Origin of the sequence: Enterobacter cloacae complex sp. IR53041, from assembly GCF_049238285.1 — a bacterium.
In the GTDB taxonomy this organism is placed as follows: domain Bacteria; phylum Pseudomonadota; class Gammaproteobacteria; order Enterobacterales; family Enterobacteriaceae; genus Enterobacter; species Enterobacter roggenkampii.
The window spans coordinates 91,512-111,076 of sequence record NZ_JBMKHB010000004.1 but is presented as its reverse complement, the minus strand read 5'-3'; the positions used below and the strand labels follow the sequence as shown (position 1 = coordinate 111,076).

The 19,565-nt window shown below is 59.3% G+C and carries 16 protein-coding genes; 6 read left to right on the top strand and 10 right to left on the bottom strand.

What is annotated here, in order from left to right:
- Positions 1–58 precede the first annotated feature (58 nt).
- On the bottom strand, positions 59–2,233 hold the full coding sequence (locus ACOTXF_RS04525) for a YgiQ family radical SAM protein (protein WP_023344923.1): 2,175 nt from the start codon (positions 2,231–2,233) through the stop codon (positions 59–61).
- Between the two features lie 199 nt (positions 2,234–2,432).
- Here ACOTXF_RS04525 and ACOTXF_RS04520 point away from each other — a divergent pair, with 199 nt between their 5' ends.
- Complete coding sequence (locus tag ACOTXF_RS04520; RefSeq protein ID WP_008502992.1) at positions 2,433–3,908, top strand: TrkH family potassium uptake protein; 1,476 nt, start codon at positions 2,433–2,435, stop codon at positions 3,906–3,908.
- Positions 3,909–3,939: 31 nt separating this feature from the next.
- Here ACOTXF_RS04520 and ftsP read toward each other — a convergent pair whose 3' ends face one another.
- The 4 genes from ftsP to ACOTXF_RS04500 all read right to left on the bottom strand — a co-directional run bounded on the left by ftsP (position 3,940) and on the right by ACOTXF_RS04500 (position 9,090).
- Complete coding sequence (gene ftsP / locus ACOTXF_RS04515) at positions 3,940–5,352, bottom strand: cell division protein FtsP (RefSeq protein ID WP_008502991.1); 1,413 nt, start codon at positions 5,350–5,352, stop codon at positions 3,940–3,942.
- 58 nt (positions 5,353–5,410) lie between these two features.
- Positions 5,411–6,148: a 1-acylglycerol-3-phosphate O-acyltransferase gene (gene plsC / locus ACOTXF_RS04510; RefSeq protein ID WP_008502990.1), complete on the bottom strand. Its 738-nt coding sequence runs from the start codon at positions 6,146–6,148 to the stop codon at positions 5,411–5,413.
- Positions 6,149–6,311: 163 nt separating this feature from the next.
- Positions 6,312–8,570, bottom strand: coding sequence for a DNA topoisomerase IV subunit A (gene parC, locus ACOTXF_RS04505; RefSeq protein ID WP_023326076.1), 2,259 nt, complete (start codon positions 8,568–8,570; stop codon positions 6,312–6,314).
- 118 nt (positions 8,571–8,688) lie between these two features.
- Positions 8,689–9,090, bottom strand: coding sequence for a YgiW/YdeI family stress tolerance OB fold protein (locus ACOTXF_RS04500; protein ID WP_021242300.1), 402 nt, complete (start codon positions 9,088–9,090; stop codon positions 8,689–8,691).
- A gap of 138 nt (positions 9,091–9,228) precedes the next feature.
- On the opposite strand from ACOTXF_RS04500, the gene qseB reads away from it, so the two are divergent.
- From qseB to ACOTXF_RS04480, 4 genes are all read left to right on the top strand, one after another.
- Complete coding sequence (gene qseB, locus ACOTXF_RS04495) at positions 9,229–9,888, top strand: quorum sensing response regulator transcription factor QseB (RefSeq protein WP_025912496.1); 660 nt, start codon at positions 9,229–9,231, stop codon at positions 9,886–9,888.
- Entirely contained in the window at positions 9,885–11,234 is a 1,350-nt protein-coding gene (qseC, locus tag ACOTXF_RS04490) for a quorum sensing histidine kinase QseC (RefSeq protein ID WP_048961886.1), read from the top strand. The genes qseB and qseC overlap by 4 nt, the downstream gene beginning before the upstream one ends.
- Positions 11,235–11,339: 105 nt before the next feature.
- Positions 11,340–11,921, top strand: a complete 582-nt coding sequence (locus ACOTXF_RS04485) for an NAD(P)H-dependent oxidoreductase (RefSeq protein ID WP_232926838.1) — start codon at positions 11,340–11,342, stop codon at positions 11,919–11,921.
- Positions 11,922–11,952: 31 nt separating this feature from the next.
- Entirely contained in the window at positions 11,953–12,267 is a 315-nt protein-coding gene (locus ACOTXF_RS04480; RefSeq protein ID WP_008502984.1) for a putative quinol monooxygenase, read from the top strand.
- A 96-nt stretch (positions 12,268–12,363) separates the two neighbouring features.
- Here the strand turns inward: ACOTXF_RS04480 and ACOTXF_RS04475 are convergent, their stop codons facing one another.
- From ACOTXF_RS04475 to ACOTXF_RS04455, 5 genes are read right to left on the bottom strand one after another with little or no spacing between them, the layout of a single operon-like run.
- Entirely contained in the window at positions 12,364–13,251 is an 888-nt protein-coding gene (locus ACOTXF_RS04475) for a MurR/RpiR family transcriptional regulator (RefSeq protein ID WP_048961889.1), read from the bottom strand.
- Complete coding sequence (locus ACOTXF_RS04470) at positions 13,248–14,198, bottom strand: iron-siderophore ABC transporter substrate-binding protein (protein ID WP_032623074.1); 951 nt, start codon at positions 14,196–14,198, stop codon at positions 13,248–13,250. Before ACOTXF_RS04470 ends, ACOTXF_RS04475 begins: the two co-directional genes overlap by 4 nt.
- 9 nt (positions 14,199–14,207) lie before the next feature.
- Positions 14,208–15,248 carry a FecCD family ABC transporter permease gene (locus ACOTXF_RS04465; RefSeq protein WP_048961890.1) on the bottom strand — a complete coding sequence of 347 codons (1,041 nt, stop codon included), beginning with the start codon at positions 15,246–15,248 and terminating at the stop codon, positions 14,208–14,210.
- Positions 15,245–16,228: a FecCD family ABC transporter permease gene (locus ACOTXF_RS04460; protein ID WP_047747203.1), complete on the bottom strand. Its 984-nt coding sequence runs from the start codon at positions 16,226–16,228 to the stop codon at positions 15,245–15,247. The genes ACOTXF_RS04465 and ACOTXF_RS04460 overlap by 4 nt, the downstream gene beginning before the upstream one ends.
- The gene (locus ACOTXF_RS04455; RefSeq protein ID WP_047747212.1) at positions 16,225–17,037 is read right to left on the bottom strand and encodes an ABC transporter ATP-binding protein; all 813 of its coding nucleotides are present in this window, start codon (positions 17,035–17,037) and stop codon (positions 16,225–16,227) included. The genes ACOTXF_RS04460 and ACOTXF_RS04455 overlap by 4 nt, the downstream gene beginning before the upstream one ends.
- Before the next feature lie 382 nt (positions 17,038–17,419).
- Here ACOTXF_RS04455 and ACOTXF_RS04450 point away from each other — a divergent pair, with 382 nt between their 5' ends.
- On the top strand, positions 17,420–19,561 hold the full coding sequence (locus ACOTXF_RS04450; protein ID WP_047747205.1) for a TonB-dependent siderophore receptor: 2,142 nt from the start codon (positions 17,420–17,422) through the stop codon (positions 19,559–19,561).
- Positions 19,562–19,565 lie beyond the last annotated feature (4 nt).

Here is a 19,565-nt window from a genome sequence, read left to right as displayed (position 1 = left end):
CCTACGCGCTGACCAGTAGGCCCGGTAAGCGCTAGCGCCACCGGGCTTTGTTACAGGTTTAACCGATCTTACGTTTTACGGTCTTCTTCGTTCCCGCTCCACCGTTCGAACGCTGATGCACAATCGGCGTGTGCTTGGTCAGCGCCGGGCGCGTATTGCGATTCTGGCGACGCGCTTCGCGCATCTCCTCCAGCGTCGGGGCCGGTACCAGACAGTCGCGGCGCGAGCCGATCAGGTGCTTTTTGCCCATCTCTTCCAGCGCCTGGCGGATCAGCGGCCAGTTGGCCGGATCGTGGTAGCGCAGCAGCGCTTTGTGCAGACGACGCTGTTTATCTCCTTTCGGCACCACCACGTCTTCACTCTTATAACCAATCTTACTCAGCGGGTTCTTGCCGGTGTAGTACATGGTCGTCGAGTTGGCGAGCGGTGACGGATAGAAGTTCTGCACCTGATCCAGGCGGAAGCGGCGCTGCTTCAGCCACAGCGCCAGGTTCACCATGTCCTCATCACGCGTGCCCGGGTGGGCGGAGATGAAGTACGGGATCAGATACTGCTCTTTGCCCGCCTGCTTCGAGTAGGTGTCGAACAGCTGTTTAAAACGATCGTAGCTGCCCATGCCCGGCTTCATCATCTTCGACAGCGGGCCTTCTTCGGTGTGCTCCGGCGCAATCTTGAGATAGCCACCCACGTGGTGCGTCGCCAGCTCTTTGATGTAGCGCGGATCTTCCACGGCGATGTCATAACGCACCCCGGACGCGATGAGGATCTTCTTGATGCCTTTCAGATCGCGCGCGCGGCGGTAGAGGTTGATCGTCGGCTCGTGGTTGGTGTCCATGTGCTCACAAATGCTCGGATAGACGCAGGAGAGGCGACGACAGGTCTGCTCCGCGCGCGGTGATTTGCAGCGCAGCATATACATGTTGGCGGTTGGGCCGCCAAGATCGGAAATCACGCCGGTAAAGCCCGGCACGGAATCGCGAATGGCTTCGATCTCATTGATGATCGAATCTTCAGAGCGGCTCTGAATAATGCGCCCTTCGTGCTCGGTAATGGAGCAGAAGGAACAGCCACCGAAGCAGCCGCGCATAATGTTGATCGAGAAGCGGATCATCTCATACGCCGGGATGCGGGCGTTGCCGTACGCCGGGTGCGGCACGCGCTTGTACGGCAGCGCAAAGACGCTGTCCATCTCTTCGGTGGAGAGCGGGATCGCCGGCGGGTTGATCCAGATAAAGCGCTCGCCGTGCTTCTGCATCAGCGCGCGGGCGCAGCCCGGGTTGGTTTCATGGTGCAGAATACGGGACGCGTGCGCGTAGAGCACCTTGTCGGCTTTCACCTTCTCGTAGGACGGTAGCAGTACGTAGGTCTTTTCCCACGGCTTCGGGCGCGGCGGCTGCACGACGATCGCCTTCGCTTCCGCCTTCTTTGGCTCTACCGGTTTGTTATCGGCACACGGCAGATCGTCGCCGTACGGATGTGGGATCGGGTCGATTTTGCCCGGCATATCGATGATGCGGGAATCTACCCCGCGCCAGCCCGGCAGCGCCTCTTTCACCATAATGGCGGTATTGCGCACGTCGCGGATGCTGCTCACCGGCTCGCCCTGCGACAGGCGGTGCGCCACTTCCACCAGCGGACGCTCGCCGTTTCCGTAAATCAGCATGTCGGCCTTGGAATCCACCAGCACCGAGCGGCGCACGGTATCTGACCAGTAGTCGTAGTGTGCGGTACGGCGCAGGCTCGCCTCGATGCCGCCCAGGATCACCGGCACGTCTTTCCAGGCTTCTTTGCAGCGCTGGGTGTAGACGAGGGTTGCGCGGTCCGGACGTTTGCCCGCCACGTTATCCGGCGTGTAGGCGTCGTCATGGCGCAGCTTACGGTCGGCGGTATAGCGGTTGATCATCGAGTCCATGTTGCCTGCGGTCACGCCGAAGAACAGGTTCGGTTTACCCAGACGCATAAAGTCGTCTTTGCTGTTCCAGTCGGGCTGGGAGATGATCCCCACGCGGAAGCCCTGCGCTTCGAGCATACGGCCACAGATGGCCATGCCGAAGCTCGGGTGGTCAACGTAGGCATCGCCCGTGACCAGAATGATATCGCAGCTGTCCCAGCCCAGTTGGTCCATCTCTTCCCGGGACATTGGCAGGAACGGCGCCGGTCCAAAGCAGGCCGCCCAGTACTGGGGCCAGGAGAAGAGGTCACGATCCGGCTGGATCAGGGAAATTGCGCTCATAATGCTTCCGAAGAAAAAATAAACAAAAGGAGCGGGATTATACGCTGTTCATCTGCCAGATTTGAAGAAAAGGATGCAGGAAGCAGGCAGATATTCACGGAAGTCGTTAAAATACGCCGCCCTGATAATTTTGGATCATAATATTCACTCTATTTTCCGGTGATTTGCCCCGGAATGCGTGTTTGTGCGGAGCTCAGTTGTGAAGCCCAACGATTCGTTACATGTCTCCCAGCTGCGGGTTGTCCTGCACCTCTGCGGTTTCCTTGTGCTGCTGTACAGCCTTTCCATGCTGCCGCCGATGGTTATCGCCCTGCTGAACAAAGAGCGGACCTACTTTGCCTTCCTGACCACTTTTTTAACCTTTTTTAGTCTCGGAGGCTTAACCTGGCGGGCAACCCGCCACGCCGGCATCCAGCTGCGCACCCGCGACGGTTTCGTGATTATCGTGCTGTTCTGGCTGCTTTTTTCATTGATTAGCGCCATGCCGCTCTGGATGGATGACGGGCTTCAGCTCTCCTTTGCTGACGCGCTCTTTGAGGGGGTTTCCGGGATCACCACTACCGGAGCGACGGTGATCGGGGACGTCAGCGCCCTGCCTAAGTCGTACCTGTATTACCGCGCTCAGCTGAATTTCATTGGCGGGTTAGGCGTCATCGTGCTGGCCGTCGCGGTCCTGCCGCTGCTGGGCATTGGCGGCATGAAGCTTTATCAGTCAGAGATGCCGGGGCCGTTCAAGGAGGAGCGTCTGACGCCCCGCCTTGCCGATACCGCGCGCACGCTGTGGGTGACCTACTTCGCGCTGGGCGTGGCCTGCACTCTGGCCTACTGGCTGGCGGGAATGTCCTTTTTTGACGCCGTCTGTCACGGGCTTTCGACCGTGTCACTGGGCGGCTTCTCCACCCGCAGCGAGAGCATTGGTTTTTATGACAGCCACGCAATCGAGCTGGTTGCCGGGGCGTTTTCGCTGCTCTCCGCGTTTAACTTCACCCTCTGGTACGTCGCCATTGTCCGACGCACCCTGAAGCCGATTCGTCGCAGCCCGGAGGTTAAATTCTTCCTGAGCGCCGCTGCGGCGATTATCCTCATCACCGCCTGGCAGGTCTGGCATGCAGGCATGTACAGCCCCACGGATAGCCTGGTGCACGCCTTCTTCCTTGCCAGTTCGATGATGACCGATAACGGCCTGTCGACCGCCGACTACGCCCAATGGCCCACGCACACCATCTTCCTGTTGTTGAGCGCCAGCTTTTTTGGCGGCTGCGTAGGCTCGACCTGCGGCGGGATCAAAGCCCTGCGTTTTTTGATTATGTTCAAGCAGAGTATTCAGGAGATGAACCAGCTGGCGCATCCGCGCGCGCTGCTGAGCATTAAGGTGGGCAAAAGCGTGGTGAATGAACGCGTCCTGCGCTCGGTCTGGAGCTTCTTCTTTCTCTACGTGATGATCACGGGCTTTTTTGTCTGGGCGCTTAATCTGATGGGCTACGATCTGTTTACGTCATTCGCGACGGTCGCCGCCTGTATCAACAACATGGGGCTGGGATTTGGCGAGACGGCGTCGACGTTCGGCACGTTAACAGAAGGGGCTAAGCTGTTGATGTGCGCGGCGATGATCTTAGGGCGTCTGGAAATTTACCCGGTGCTGATTCTGTTCTCGCGCTTTTTCTGGCGGGCATAAACCATTCCCGGCGAACCGGGAATGTCAGAGATTATGGCGCGGGGTTGATCAGCATTTGCCCTACGGACCCCCTGTCCATCATCTCCAGCGTCTGGCTGTGGAACAGGAACGGGAAGTGCGGCCACGAAGGCTGGCCGTAGTAGACGAGCAGTTCAACCTGACCGTCCACCCAGACGGTGTCTTTCCAGCCGCGATCTTCCGGGAACGGCATCGCGCCGTTAACGTTGCGGATCAGGAAGCTTACCCCTTCAATATGGAAGGACTGCGGCATATCTGAACGCACCGTCCAGCGCTCCCAGGTGCCCTGCTGCGCGGTAATGTCGATGCGGTTGACGTCCCACAGCGCACCGTTGATGCCCGGATCGTCGCCAAGGCTGATATCACGGCTGCGCACCGGCGAGCCGCTCATGATCTCCTGCGGCAGCAGGCGCATGGGCAGGCTATCGGTCACCAGCGGCAGCAGGCCGGTTGGACGCAGGGTCAGCACCAGGGTCGAGACAAGAATGCTCGACGGTTCAAAGAACCCGCGAATACGGTCAACAATGCTTGCCGCTTCGCCGCAGGTCACAGAGACTTCATCCCCGTTGGTCATATCAATAAGAATTTCCCGACGCTCACCCGGCGCGAGCGCCAGCTGTTTGACGGACACCGGTGCCGGTAAAAAACCCTGATCGCCGGAGATCACGTGCAGCGGACGGCCATCGCTCATTTGCAGCTGATAGCGGCGCGAGTTAGACGCGTTGAGCAGGCGCAGGCGCACCCAGCCACGGGACACTTCGACATACGGGCTCTGCGCGCCGTTCACCAGCAGCGTATCGCCAACGAAGCCACCGCTCCCCGGTTCGCTGTATTCCGGCGTACCGAAATTATCCAGACGTTTGTCCTGGATGATAATCGGGAAGTCATCCACGCCGTAATGGTTCGGGATCGGCAGGGATTTGCTGACTTCATCTTCCACCAGCCACATGCCGGCCAGGCCGTTATAGACCTGCTGCGCCGTGCGGTTAGGGGTGTTGGCGTGATACCACAGGGTTGCCGCGCTCTGGCGAATCGGCAGAACGGGCGCCCAGTCGGCGCTGGGCGACATCATGCGCGCCGCGCCGCCAATCAGCGGGCCAGGCACCTGCAGGCCGCTGATGGTCATGGCGACATTTTCAGGGGTACGGTTACTGTAGATGAGCTTTACGTCATCGCCATTCCACACGCGTATGGTCGGCCCAAGGTAACGTCCGTTAATGCCCCAGACCGGCGCACGCGTCCCCTGGGTAAAGGACCAGTGGCTGCGCTGCAGCGTCAGGAAAAGCGGCTGGCCGCGACGGGATTCAATGAGTGGCGGAATAGGCAGCGGCTGTTGCTGCCCGGCGGCGCTGGCTGTCAGCGGCATCGCACCCGCACAAAGGGCGATCCCCGAAGCCTGAATAAACTGACGCCGACTGAGTGACATATAAGCTCCATCTGAAACGACTAACAACGCGGGAATTCGTTTTCCCTTCAACGCCGGGTTAGATCTTACCGGCGGCTTCTCTCTCTGCGACTTCTTTGTCGAGCAGCGCAATATGCTCAGCCATCAGATCACGGCAGTGCGCTGCCAGCTCGCGCACCTGATCTTTACCGTATTTGCTGGTATCGACGGGTGGCAGCATTTCGACAATCACCAGCCCGTTATTCAGGCGGTTAAGATTAATCTTATTCGAAGTATTGGAAACGCACACAGGAATAATTGGAACACCTGCCGCAATTGCGGCATGAAACGCACCGGTTTTAAACGGCAGCAGGCCGCGGCCGCGGCTGCGCGTCCCTTCCGGGAACATCCAGATTGAGATCCTGCGCTTTTTAAAATGATTCACCACTTCTGCAATGGTGCCGTGCGCTTTTGCACGGTTATTACGGTCAATCAGCAGGTTACCGGTAAGCCAGTACAGCTGACCAAAAAACGGGATCCACAGCAGGCTTTTTTTGCCCACCGTCACGGTCGGTGGAAGCACGATATTGGAGGCCGTCACCATATCGTAGTTGTTCTGATGGTTGGCGATATAGATGGCGTTACCGAAATTCTCCGCTCCTTCCGGCAGGCGTTTTTCAACTTTCAGACCAAACAGCGGCGCAAGACGCCCGAACATATGGCCAAAGGTGGCGACATGCTTCGGATTACGCGGGCTGAACAGGCAATAAATAGAGCCGAAAATACAGACCAGAATACAGTAGATAACGGTAAGAATAAGACGAACAATATATAGCATAGCGACCTCTGAAGCCCTGACAGCTGACAATTATACTTCACCTGTGGCCAGGTAAGGACTTTATTACGAGCGCGTATTGTTAATCGCAACGCACGAATTAACAACGATTTTACGGGAAATTTTATTGAAATTCCCCCTCCGGACAGAGGGGGATATCACGACATTACTCTTCGCTGTCACCCGCCGCGCTGCGTGCAGGAGAGTCAATCTCCACGCGGTCGATACGCTGCAGGCCGCGCATCAGCGAGCCGCGGCGACCGCGCTCGCCCACCACCTTCTGCAGCTCTTCCGGACGAAGCTTGATTTTGCGCTTGCCGACGTGAATGGTCAGCGTGCTCTGCGGCGGCAGCAGGAAGAGGTGCGCCAGGCCATCTTCGCCTTTCGCGGCCTCCGCCGACGGAATGTTGATGATCTTGTTGCCCTTGCCTTTTGACAGCTCCGGCAGATCGCTGACCGGGAACATCAGCATACGCCCGGCGGTGGTGATCGCCAGCAGCATGTCGCTTTCGTTCTCGATCACCAGCGGTGCCATTACGTGAGCGTTGTCCGGCAGGCTGATCAGCGCCTTACCGGCACGGTTGCGGGAAACCAGATCGTTGAAGGTACAGATAAAACCGTAGCCCGCGTCAGACGCCAGCAGCAGCTTCTGGTCATCGGCTTCCATCAGCATATGGTCAACCGTCGCGCCCGGCGGCAGCGTCAGCTTGCCGGTCAGCGGTTCACCCTGCCCGCGCGCGGAAGGCAGCGTGATAGGGTCAATGGCATAGCTGCGACCGGTGGAGTCGATAAACGCCACCGGCTGGTTGCTCTTGCCTTTCACCGCCGCTTTAAAGCTGTCGCCCGCTTTGTAGCTGAGCCCCGGCGCGTCGATATCGTGGCCTTTGGCGCTGCGCACCCAGCCGCTCTGCGACAGAACAATGGTCACCGGCTCGGACGGCTGCATGTCGTGCTCGTTCATCGCCTTCGCTTCTTCGCGCTCGTGCAGCGGAGAACGACGGTCGTCACCAAACGCGTCGGCATCAGCCTGCAGCTCTTTCTTCAGCAGGGTGTTCATCTTGCGTTCGGACGCGAGGATCGCCTGCAGCTGATCGCGCTCTTTTTCCAGCTCGTTCTGCTCGCCGCGGATCTTCATCTCTTCCAGTCTGGCGAGATGGCGCAGCTTCAGCTCGAGGATCGCTTCGGCCTGGGTTTCGCTGATGCCAAAGCGCGACATCAGGGCGGGCTTCGGCTCGTCCTCGGTACGGATGATCTCAATCACCTCGTCGATATTGAGGAACGCCACCAGCAAACCTTCGAGGATATGCAGGCGCTTAAGCACTTTCTCCAGACGATGGTTCAGACGACGGCGTACCGTATCGCGGCGGAACGTCAGCCATTCGGTGAGGATCTCCAGCAGGTTTTTCACCGCCGGGCGTCCGTCGAGGCCGATCATGTTCAGGTTAATGCGGTAGCTTTTTTCCAGATCCGTGGTGGCGAACAGGTGGTTCATCACCTGCTCCATGTCCACGCGGTTAGAACGCGGCACGATCACCAGACGGGTCGGGTTCTCGTGGTCAGATTCGTCACGCAGGTCGTCCACCATCGGCAGCTTTTTATTGCGCATCTGGGAGGCGATCTGCTCCAGCACTTTGGCACCGGAAACCTGATGCGGCAGCGCGGTGATCACCACGGCGCCGTCTTCTTTATTCCACACCGCGCGCATGCGCACGGAGCCGCGACCGTTCTGGTAGATTTTGCGGATTTCCGCACGCGAGGTAATGATTTCGGCTTCGGTCGGGAAGTCCGGGCCCTGCACGATATCCAGCAGATCGTCGAGCGAGGTTTTCGGCTGCTCAATCAGGGTGATGGCGGCTTTCGCCACTTCACGCAGGTTGTGCGGCGGAATGTCCGTCGCCATACCGACCGCAATCCCGGTGGTGCCGTTCAGCAGGATGTTCGGCAGACGCGCGGGCAGCATCTTCGGCTCCTGCAGCGTACCGTCGAAGTTCGGTACCCAGTCAACGGTCCCCTGCCCCAGCTCGCCCAGCAGCACTTCGGCATATTTAGAGAGGCGGGATTCGGTATAACGCATCGCCGCGAAGGATTTCGGATCGTCCGGCGCCCCCCAGTTCCCCTGACCATCCACCAGCGGGTAGCGGTAAGAGAACGGCTGCGCCATCAGCACCATTGCTTCATAGCAGGCGCTGTCGCCGTGCGGATGGTATTTACCCAGTACGTCACCGACGGTACGGGCGGATTTCTTGAACTTGGCGGTGGCATTCAGCCCCAGTTCGGACATCGCATACACGATGCGGCGCTGAACGGGCTTCAGGCCATCCCCGATAAACGGCAACGCCCTGTCCATGATGACGTACATGGAGTAGTTCAGATAGGCGTTTTCCGTGAATTCATGTAGCGCGAGGCGCTCTGCCATATCGCTCATTACGTGTGATTCCTCAACTCAGAAACCGAAGGGTTTCAGGCAATATTGCCGCAGATACTACCCTATCTGACGAGTTGAGTCACAAAGAAAAAGGGCCGCTTATGCGGCCCTTTTCGGGTTATTTGTTCAGCTTGATGACCTGCTTCACGTCGATTTCAAAATCGTTCCACTCTTTATCGACCTTGCCCTGGATTTCCACTTTATCCTGCGGGGTGACGGTCACGCCGTTCCAGCGCTTGTGGTCAATTTCCACGTTCACCGTGCCGGTCTCATCGCGGAAGGTGTAGCGGTCATCGGACAGGCGCTGGGTGATGTTCCCGCGCAGCTTCACCCAGCTGTCGTCCTTCATCTCTTTCACCTTCACCGCGGTGGTGAGGTTGGCGTCGTTATCGACAAAACCGCCTGCCTGCGTCTGGGTCTGGGTTTGCGTGGCGGACGGGCCGTTAAATCCGCCCTGCGCGGCAAAAACGGGGGCAGTGGTCATCATCATGATGGCGGCAATGGCAGCGAATTTTTTCATATTAACTCTCCCTTTAATCTGGTTTCGCAGTCCATTAAACAGGGTAATCCTTAACAACTTCTTAAGGGAAAAATTTATTTATTATTGCTGTACAGCAGGCGCTTACAGAGGGTTTACTGACGGCATCAAGGAGGGAACATGCGCATTTTACTGGTAGAAGACGACACGTTAATCGGCGACGGTATCAGGGCGGGTTTAAGCAAAATGGGCTTTAGCGTGGACTGGTTTACCGACGGCAAAACAGGTCAGGCCGCGCTCGCTTCTGCGCCCTATGATGCCGTGGTGCTGGATCTGACGCTGCCGGAAATCGACGGTCTGGACATCCTGCGCGCGTGGCGCGAAAGCGGACGCAGCGAGCCGGTATTGATCCTGACCGCGCGGGATGCGCTTAACCAGCGCGTGGAAGGGCTGCGTCTTGGCGCGGATGATTATCTCTGCAAGCCGTTCGCGCTGATTGAAGTGGGTGCCCGCCTCGAGGCGCTGGTCCGCCGCAGCCACGGCCAGACGCATAGCGAGCTACGCCACGGCAAGGTCACGCTCGATCCGACCCGTCTCGTCGCCACGCAGGACGGTGAACCGCTGACGCTGAAGCCGAAAGAGTTCGCGCTGCTGGAACTGCTGATGCGCAATGCAGGCCGCGTGCTCCCTCGCAAAACGATTGAGGAAAAACTGTATACCTGGGACGACGACGTCTCCAGCAACGCGGTAGAAGTCCACGTTCATCATCTGCGCCGCAAGCTTGGCAGCGAGTTTATCCGCACCGTGCACGGCATCGGCTACACCCTGGGTGACGCATGAAGCTGACGCAACGCCTGAGCCTGAAGCTGCGCCTGACGCTCCTCTTTTTAGCGCTCTCCCTGACGGCATGGTTTGCCGCCAGCCTGGTGGCCTGGCAGCAGACCACCCACAAGCTGGATAAGCTCTTCGACACGCAGCAGATGCTGTTTGCCAAACGGCTGCTGACGATGGATCTGGACGAGATCCGCGCCCCCGAGCGGATGCGCGAGATCCCAAAAAAAGTGAAGCATGGCCGTCTCGATGACGACGCGCTGGCTTTCGCCATTTACAGCGTCGACGGCAAAATGCTGCTGAACGACGGCGAGAACGGGCGCGATATTCCGTACCACTATCGCCGCGACGGGTTTGCTAACGGGCAGCTCCAGGACGACAACGACGAATGGCGTTTCCTGTGGCTGACCTCACCCGACGGGAAGTACCGCGTGGTGGTCGGTCAGGAGTGGGAGTACCGCCAGGATATGGCGCTGGACGTGGTCAGCTCGCAGCTCACGCCCTGGCTGGTGGCGCTGCCGGTGATGCTGCTTTTGCTGGTTCTCCTCCTGAGCCGGGAGCTGAGGCCGCTCAAAAAGCTGGCGCAGACCCTGCACTCCCGCTCGCCGGATGCGACCGATGCGCTTGTGCTTCAGGGTGTGCCCACGGAAGTGCGCCCCCTGCTCGACGCGCTGAATCACCTCTTCGCACGTACCCAGGAGATGATGACCCGCGAGCGCCGCTTTACGTCCGATGCCGCCCACGAGCTGCGCAGCCCGCTGGCGGCCCTGAAGGTGCAAACTGACGTGGCGCAGCTCTCGCAGGACGATCCGCAGGCGCGGGAAAAAGCGCTGGCACAGCTGCATGCGGGAATCGACCGCGCTTCGCGGCTGGTGGATCAGCTCCTCACCCTGTCGCGTCTGGACTCGCTGGATAACCTTGACGATGTCGAACCGATAACGCTTGCCGATTTACTGCAGTCGGCGGTGCTGGATATCTGGCATCCGGCGCAGCAGGCAGGGATTGATATTCGCCTCATCAACCATGCCCCGCAGGTCAAACGTCAAGGGCAGCCCCTGCTGCTCAGCCTGCTGGTGCGCAATCTGCTGGACAACGCCATCCGCTACAGTCCGCGCGGCAGCGTGGTGGACGTGACGCTGGACGCGCGTAGCTTTAGCGTGCGCGACAACGGTCCCGGCGTTGACCCCGAGGTGCTGGCGCGCATCGGCGAGCGTTTTTATCGTCCACCGGGCCAGAACGCCACGGGCAGCGGGCTGGGGCTCTCTATCGTCAGGCGCATTGCCGCGCTGCACGGGATGCGCGTCTCGCTGAGCAATGCGGCGGAAGGCGGCTTTGAGGTGAAGGTCAGCTGGTAGCGGATTATTGCATCTCCAGCAAAAGACTTTGCACATTTTGCTCATTTTTCCGCTCCGTCCTCGCGCGTAGAATACCCGGCATACTCTCATCGTCGAGGACAAATAATGAGCAACATCCTGATTATCAACGGTGCAAAAGAATTTGCGCACTCTAAAGGCCAGCTGAATGACACCCTGACCGAGGTCGCGGACGGTTTCCTGCGCGACGCCGGGCATGATGTTAAGGTCGTGCGTGCAGACAGCCACTACGACGTGAAAGCCGAAGTGCAGAACTTCCTGTGGGCTGACGTGGTGATCTGGCAGATGCCAGGCTGGTGGATGGGCGCGCCGTGGACCGTGAAAAAATACATGGACGACGTGTTCACCGAAGGTCATGGATCGCTGTATGCCAACGATGGCCGCACCCGCTCTGACGCGTCCAAAAAATACGGTTCAGGCGGCCTGATTCAGGGCAAAAAATATATGCTATCACTGACCTGGAACGCCCCGCTGGAAGCCTTCACCGAGAAAGATCAGTTCTTCGAGGGCGTGGGCGTGGACGGCGCGTACCTGCCGTTCCACAAGGCGAATCAGTTCCTGGGCATGGATCCGCTGCCGACCTTTATCGTCAACGACGTGATTAAAATGCCTGATGTCCCGCGCTATATCGCAGAATATCGCAAGCATCTCGCGGAAATTTTTGCTTAACTGGTAGCCTGGAATTAAAGGAGTAGTAAACATGCTTACCGTTATCGCAGAAATCCGTACTCGCCCAGGTCAACATCACCGCCAGGCGGTGCTGGATCAGTTCGCGAAAATCATCCCGACCGTACTGAAAGAAGAAGGCTGCCACGGCTACGCGCCGATGGTGGATGCCGCCACTGATGCCAGCTTCCAGGCGACCGCGCCGGACTCGATCATCATGGTTGAGCAGTGGGAAACCGTTGCGCATCTTGAAGCGCATCTGCAGACCGCGCACATGAAAGCGTGGAGCGACGCGGTGAAGGGCGACGTGCTGGAAACCCACATCCGCATCCTGGAGCAAGGGGTTTAAGTTCGTGGAATTTGCCGGGTGACACTGCGTTTACCCGGCCTACAAAACCTGAACCGTAGGCCCGGTAAGCGCTAGCGCCACCGGGCTTTGTTGTTTTTAGCTGCTCTTCTTCCCCGGCTTTAACCCGCGATGGAGCTCGTTGATGCGCTTCATCGACTTGATGGCGCGCTGCGGTTCGGTGGCGGCGACGGACAAAATGATCATCTCCAGACAGAGCAGCACCGTGCCGTGGAGCGGGATTTTACCCTTTTCACCGCCGCGCGGAACGTGGATCACCACGCTCGCCTCCTTACTGAAACGCGAATCGAGGGCGTTGGTCAGCAGGATGGTGGGAATGCTCAGACGTTTTGCTTCACGCAGGGTGGTTTGCCCCTCCCGGTGCGCGGATTTCTGCGCCATCATCACCAGCACGTCACCGCGCTGAAGCGCAATCAACTGCTCGGCAAGCCCTATCCCGGTACGGTTGAGCGGCGTGGCGGGTAACCCCATACGGCTGAACAGCCTGGCGGTGTACTCGGCCAGAATACCGGAGGCGCCAATGCCAAATATGGCGACCTGCCTTGCCTGCGCCAGCAGTGAGACCGCCTGCGCCATCGCGTAGCGGTTGTGGGGCTCGGATAACACCTCGCAGGTGTGCTGATGTCCCTCCAGCACGAAATCAATGCTCGCGTTGACGTCGCTGGCGAGCGTGTTCACCGTGGTGGACATCTTTTCGCTGGAGGTGACCACCGGGCCAAACCACTGCTCCAGCGTCTGCTTGAGATCGCGCAGCCCGGCGAACCCCAGCGCCTGTATGGCGCGGACCACCGTGGCATCCGAGGTTTTCAGTACGGCGGCAATCTCCATGGCGGTCTGCTCCATCACCGCCTCGCGGTTGTCATGGATATAGCGTGCGACCTGCAGCAGACGCGGCGTCAGCTGATGCGCCCGCGCGCGAAAGCGGTCGCCATAGACATCCACGCGCCCCTTCTCTTTGCGGATCACCGTGAGGCCTCCGGCAGCGGACGCCCGGCAATCTGCGACTGCACCTGCGCGGCCATCAGCCCTAAAGACGCGAACGAATTCGAGATCGCCTCTTCACGCGAGATCAGCACGTAATGCCCGCTCCGGCAGGCAGTCAGGAACTGACACCAGCCCGGCATCACCGCCTCCATCGCCGCCAGCTCGTCCTGCGGTTTACCGCCCGTATCCCCGCGCCAGGTAGCAAAGACGAAATCGGCATCCAGCTCCGGCAGGCGCTCGGCGCTGACGTCGATGCGCCCCCCTTCCGGGATGGACTCAATCAGCGGCGGGAATTTGAATCCGGCGTCGCGCAGAACGCGGCCCAGCGAGTGGTAGCTGTGCATGGCGTTGATTTTCCCCTGATTGGCCTGAATCACCGATACGGTGATTTTGCGCGTGTCGATGGTCGCCTTCAGCGCCTTGATTTGCTCCTGATATCGCCGCTCCAGAACCTTAAGCCGCGCCTGCGTTCCTGTCAGCTGAGCCAGCTTGCGGTAGATTTCCGGCGCGCCGCCGTCGAGATGATCGATGCTCACCGTCGGGGCAATTTTCGCTAATTGTTCCACCGGCGTGTTGCGGGTCGGCTCGGTAACGATCAGGTCAGGTTTGGCGGCGGCGATGGCTTCAATGTCGATATCGGCCGTGCCGATAAATTTGATATCGGAATTATCGAAGTCGACGCCGGTCAACATGCCGCTGGATCGCAGAAAATGGCTGCCGTCCGGCCGCGTGCGGCCATGGCTCGCCACCGGCGGCACGCCAAGCTCAATCAGCGGAATGGTGATGTCCAGATCGTGTAAGGAGACAATCCGTTTCGGGTGCACCGGCACCACCACCTTTCGGTTCAGATCGTCAGTAAAGGTCTGCGTCGGCTCCGCCGCGCTCACCGCGAACCCCACCAGCAACAGCATCGAAAACAGTACGCGCATCATAATCCCCTAAAATCTGTCCCGACGCTGCCAGAGCAGCAGCAGGAAAAACGGTCCGCCAATCAATGAAATGACAATTCCCGCCGGCAGCTGCAGCGGGAGGAATGCCAGACGTCCGACGTTATCCGCCAGCAGCACCAGCAGCGCGCCCAGCACGGCGCTTCCCGTCAGGAGCGCGGTCTGACCACCGCGCAGCAGCAGGCGCGCCATATGCGGGGCAATCAGCCCCACAAAGCCAATGCTGCCCACGCAGGAGACGCAGGCCGCCGTCAGCACTACCGGGGCGAGAACCCGCAGCAGCGCCAGCCGGGTTGTGCGCACGCCAAGGCCCGCGGCGGCCTGATTGCCGAGCAGCGCCACGTCCGCTGCCCGCGCGGTAAAGAGCAGCAGCGCAAACGCGGGGGCAGCCCAGAGCGCGGCCAGCCCTACCAGCGTCCAGTTTGCCGCGTGCAGGCTGCCCGCCAGCCACAGCATCGCCGTCTGCACGTCGCGCACGTCGGCGGTGGTCGTAAAGACGCCCATTGCCGCGGCAAACGCCCACGACACGCCGATGCCGATCAAAATAAACCGCGGGCGCGAGATATCGCGCGCCAGAGCTATCACCAGCAGCGCGGTGAGCAGCCCGCCGGTCATGCCAATCAGCGGACGCCAGGCCAGGCTCAGCGCCGGGAACTGAAAAATCAGCAGCAGTACCGCCGCGCTACAGCCCTCCTTCACGCCGATAAGCCCCGGGTCAGCCAGACCGTTGCGGGTGATGGACTGCATCGCCGCCCCCGCCATGCCGAGCATCGCGCCGCACAGCACCGCCATCAGCAGGCGCGGCAGGCGGATATCCATCACGACGTAGCGCGTCTCCGCCGTCAGACTTTCAGGCGAAAACAGCGCGCGCCCGATGGCAGAGGCGGGGATGGGCAGAGAACCGTGCGTCAGGCCAAAGCCCAGCAGGCCTAGCGCCATCAACGCGAAAAGCGACAGGCACGCCAGCGCCTTCGGGCGAACCAGCGCCGACAGGCGACCAACACGGATCGCGCGGAGTCCGGCCCGGTTCATTTGAACATCCTCGACGCCATAAGGATGAACACGGGCGCGCCGACAAGGGCCGTCATGATGCCGGTTGCCAGCTCCCAGGGGGTAAACAGCGTGCGGGCAGCGATATCCGCCAGCAGCAACACCAGCGCACCGCAGAGGGCCGACAGCGGCACCATCACGCGCAAATCGACCGACACCAGACGGCGAATGAGCTGCGGTACCACAAGGCCGATAAAGCCAATCGGTCCGGCGAGGGAGACGGCCGCGCCGCAGAGCAATGCAATGGCCAGCAGGGCAAGGAGGCGGGTTTTCAGCAGCGACACGCCTAGCCCCTGCGCCATTCTGTCGCCCAGCGCCAGCATGTTGAGCGAGGGCGACAACCCGATAGCAAGAATAAAACCGGCTGCTGCAGCCCACAGGGCACTCTGGAGCATCTGCGCGTTGACTCCGGCGATATCACCTGCAAGCCAGGTGCGCAGAGAGAGCAGCGTCTGTTCATCCAGGATTAACACCGCGGCGGTAATCGACGAGGCAAACGCCGACATCGCCACGCCACACAGGGTGACCTTCATCGGCGTGAGACCGATGCGACCGGTCGAGGAGAACATCAGCACCAGCAGAAACAGCGCGGCGGCACCGACGGCGGCAATCAGCGGGCGACCAAACGGCAGCGAAAGCCCAAGCGCGCTGGCGATCACCACCGCCAGCGCTGCCCCGGCGTTGAGCCCCAGAATATGCGGCTCGCCGAGCGGGTTGCGGATCACGGACTGCAGCAGCACGCCCGCCACGCCGAGCGCGGCGCCTGTCACCATTGCGGCGCAGAGGCGCAGCAGCCGTAGTCTGATGATGATGTTATGGTCGAAATTGCGCGGATCGAAGTGAACGAATGCCTCGACTACCGTTCGGGGAGAGATAAACCGCGCCCCGATGCCAAGATGCACAATCGCGCCCAGCGCCAGCAGTAATGTAAAAATCAGGAAGGCGAGAGAAGCGCGCATCATGGCTGTTCAAGACTCTGGCGAAACGGCATAAAGAACGGTTTGCCGGTCAAGGGGTTGATGGACATATGCACGTCCACATCAAACACCGCTTTGATCAACTCCGGCGTGCAGGCGTCGCCTTCATGTAACACCCCCTCGACTTTTCCCTGGCGTAAAAAGACCAGTGAATCACCGTAGTTCACGGCAAAGTTGAGATCGTGCAGCACCACCACCACGGTACGCCCGTGCTCACGCGTCAGCGTATGCAGGAGCTCGAGGATCTCCACCTGATAGCGAAGATCGAGGTACGTCGTCGGCTCGTCAAGCAGGATATACGGCGTTTGCTGCGCCAGCGCCATGGCGATCCAGCAGCGCTGACGCTGGCCGCCGGATAAGCTTTCCACTGGCATATGGGCAAACTCTGCCGTGCCGGTCAGTCGAAGGGCCTCTTCCACCGCCCGCTCGTCCTCGTCGCTCCACTGACGCATAACGTTTTGCCAGGGAAAACGCCCGCGCGAGACCAGTTCAAAAACGGTTAACCCTTCCGGCAGCAGCGGCGACTGCGGGAGAATGCCAAGCTGACGGGCGACCGCTTTGGTGGGCTGCTCATGAATGGCTTTACCGTCCAGCAGCGCGGTTCCCCCAAGCGGCTGCAGCAGCCGCGCGATAGTGCTCAACAGCGTGGATTTTCCACAGCCGTTCGCCCCGACCAGCACCGTCATTTTCTGCTGAGGGATCGCAAGGGAGATATCATCAACGATGATTTTTTTCTGATAGCCCGCAGAGAGGTTCTCCAGAACCAGACCCGGTTTGTGTGTGTTGTGAGCCACGTGAACGCCAACGTAATGAAAAACCAACAAATAAAAATAAAACTCATTCTCTTTTGAGAGTTTGACTCCGCGCCATGTAGTAGTCAAGCGAAGAAACACCCTGAAAAAACCAGGGGTAAACCAGAGAAAAAATGAGTCCATCAAGGCTTTTAAAAACATTTATTTCAATGAGTTAAATATCAAACCGCTGCGTTTACGTACGCGGTTAACTGCTGTAGTCGATTTTTTCTTTTTTCCATTTACTACTACATTCCCGCATGATTGAATGATTCTCAATTACATGTCCGATGCCACTTCCGGCTAACGGACAGACCGTAAAGGGCAATGACTCACACAGTTTGCCGCGAACGCATTCGCGGGATATTTCGGGATAACAGATGTAATGGCTACGTTCACACCTTCACTCTCAGGGATAAAAGGGCGCGCGCTCTTTTCACTGCTGTTTATGGCGCCGCTGGCGCAGGCAACAGACACCACCGCAGCTAAAGACGGCGAAACGCTTACCGTCACCGCCGATCCAAATACTTCGGCGGAAGCCACCAACGGCTACCAGCCGCTGAACACCTCCACCGCAACGCTGACCAACATGCCGATGCTGGATATCCCGCAGGTGGTCAATACCGTCAGCGATAACGTGCTGGAGGATCAGCACGCCACCACGCTGGATGAGGCGCTCTATAACGTCAGCAACGTAGTGCAGACCAATACCCTGGGCGGTACGCAGGATGCCTTTGTGCGCCGCGGGTTTGGCGCGAACCGCGACGGGTCAATCATGACCAACGGCCTGCGCACCGTCCTGCCGCGCAGCTTTAACGCCGCCACCGAGCGCGTGGAGGTGCTGAAAGGCCCGGCCTCCACGCTGTACGGCATTCTCGATCCGGGTGGCCTGATTAACGTCGTCACCAAACGCCCGGAGAAGACCTTCGGTGGTTCAATTTCTGCCACCTCTTCCAGCTTTGGCGGCGGCACCGGACAGGTCGATGTGACCGGCCCAATTGACGGCACGCGCCTGGCGTATCGCCTCACGGGTGAGTATCAGGACGAAGATTACTGGCGTAATTTTGGCAACGAACGCAGCACCTTTATCGCCCCGTCGCTCACCTGGTTCGGCGACGATGCCACCGTGACCGTGCTCTATTCGCATCGTGACTATAAAACGCCGTTCGATCGCGGTACGATCTTCGATCTCAACACTAAAAAAGCCGTTGATGTCGATCGCAAAACCCGCTTTGACGAGCCGTTTAACGTGACCGATGGTCAGTCCGATCTGGCGCAGCTGAACGCGGAATACCGTCTCAACAGCCAGTGGACTGCGAAGTTCGACTACAGCTACAGCCAGGACAAATACAGCGATAACCAGGCCCGCGTGATGGCCTACGATGCAAAAACCGGCAACCTGACCCGCCGCGTGGATGCGACCCAGGGCTCGACCCAGCGCATGCACAGCACCCGCGCGGATCTGCAGGGGAATGTCGATATTGCAGGCTTTTACAATGAGATCCTGACCGGCGTGTCGTATGAGAATTACGATTTGCTGCGTACGGACATGATGCGCTGTAAGAACGTCAAAGGTTTCAACATCTACCATCCGGTTTACGGCAAACTCAACAAGTGTACAACCGTCTCCACCGCAGACAGCGACCAGACGCTTAAGCAGGAGAGTTATTCGGCCTACGCGCAGGATGCCCTGTACCTGACGGATAAGTGGATCGCCGTCGCCGGGATGCGCTACCAGTATTACACCCAGTACGCGGGTAAAGGTCGTCCGTTCAACGTCAACACCGACAGCCGCGATGAACAGTGGACGCCAAAGCTGGGGCTGGTTTACAAGCTCACGCCATCCGTCTCGCTGTTTGCCAACTACTCGCAGACGTTTATGCCGCAGTCGTCCATTGCAAGTGACATTGGCGACCTGCCGCCGGAAACCTCAAACGCCTACGAAGTGGGCGCGAAGTTCGACCTGTTCGACGGCGTTACCGCCAATATCGCGCTGTTTGATATCCACAAACGCAACGTGCTGTACAACGAAAGCGTGGGAGGTGAAACCATTGCCAAAACGGCGGGCCGCGTGCGATCCCAGGGCGTGGAGGTGGATCTTGCCGGATCGCTGACCGAGAACACCAATATTATCGCCAGCTACGGCTACACCGACGCGAAGGTGCTGGAAGACCCGGACTACGCGGGCAAACCGCTGCCGAACGTGCCGCGCCACACCGGCTCCCTGTTCCTGACGTACGATATTCACAATGCGTTTGCCGGGAATACCCTGACGCTGGGCGGTGGCGGACACGGCGTGAGCCGTCGTTCAGCGACCAACGGCGCGGATTATTATCTGCCGGGCTATTTTGTGGCGGATGCCTTTGCGGCCTATAAGATGAAGCTGCAGTATCCGGTGACGCTGCAGGTGAACGTGAAGAACCTGTTTGATAAGACCTACTACACCTCGTCCATTGCGACCAACAACCTGGGCAACCAGATTGGCGACCCTCGCGAAGTGCAGTTTACGGTGAAGATGGAGTTTTGATGTA

Coding starts and splice junctions, on each gene's coding strand:
- ACOTXF_RS04450 (WP_047747205.1), top strand. CDS start 17,420: ATGGCTACGTTCACACCTTCACTCTCAGGGATAAAAGGGCGCGCGCTC.
- ACOTXF_RS04525 (WP_023344923.1), bottom strand. CDS start 2,233: ATGAGCGCAATTTCCCTGATCCAGCCGGATCGTGACCTCTTCTCCTGG.
- qseC (WP_048961886.1), top strand. CDS start 9,885: ATGAAGCTGACGCAACGCCTGAGCCTGAAGCTGCGCCTGACGCTCCTC.
- ACOTXF_RS04470 (WP_032623074.1), bottom strand. CDS start 14,198: ATGCGCGTACTGTTTTCGATGCTGTTGCTGGTGGGGTTCGCGGTGAGC.
- ACOTXF_RS04465 (WP_048961890.1), bottom strand. CDS start 15,248: ATGAACCGGGCCGGACTCCGCGCGATCCGTGTTGGTCGCCTGTCGGCG.
- qseB (WP_025912496.1), top strand. CDS start 9,229: ATGCGCATTTTACTGGTAGAAGACGACACGTTAATCGGCGACGGTATC.
- ACOTXF_RS04500 (WP_021242300.1), bottom strand. CDS start 9,090: ATGAAAAAATTCGCTGCCATTGCCGCCATCATGATGATGACCACTGCC.
- ACOTXF_RS04460 (WP_047747203.1), bottom strand. CDS start 16,228: ATGATGCGCGCTTCTCTCGCCTTCCTGATTTTTACATTACTGCTGGCG.
- ACOTXF_RS04480 (WP_008502984.1), top strand. CDS start 11,953: ATGCTTACCGTTATCGCAGAAATCCGTACTCGCCCAGGTCAACATCAC.
- ACOTXF_RS04485 (WP_232926838.1), top strand. CDS start 11,340: ATGAGCAACATCCTGATTATCAACGGTGCAAAAGAATTTGCGCACTCT.
- parC (WP_023326076.1), bottom strand. CDS start 8,570: ATGAGCGATATGGCAGAGCGCCTCGCGCTACATGAATTCACGGAAAAC.
- ftsP (WP_008502991.1), bottom strand. CDS start 5,352: ATGTCACTCAGTCGGCGTCAGTTTATTCAGGCTTCGGGGATCGCCCTT.
- plsC (WP_008502990.1), bottom strand. CDS start 6,148: ATGCTATATATTGTTCGTCTTATTCTTACCGTTATCTACTGTATTCTG.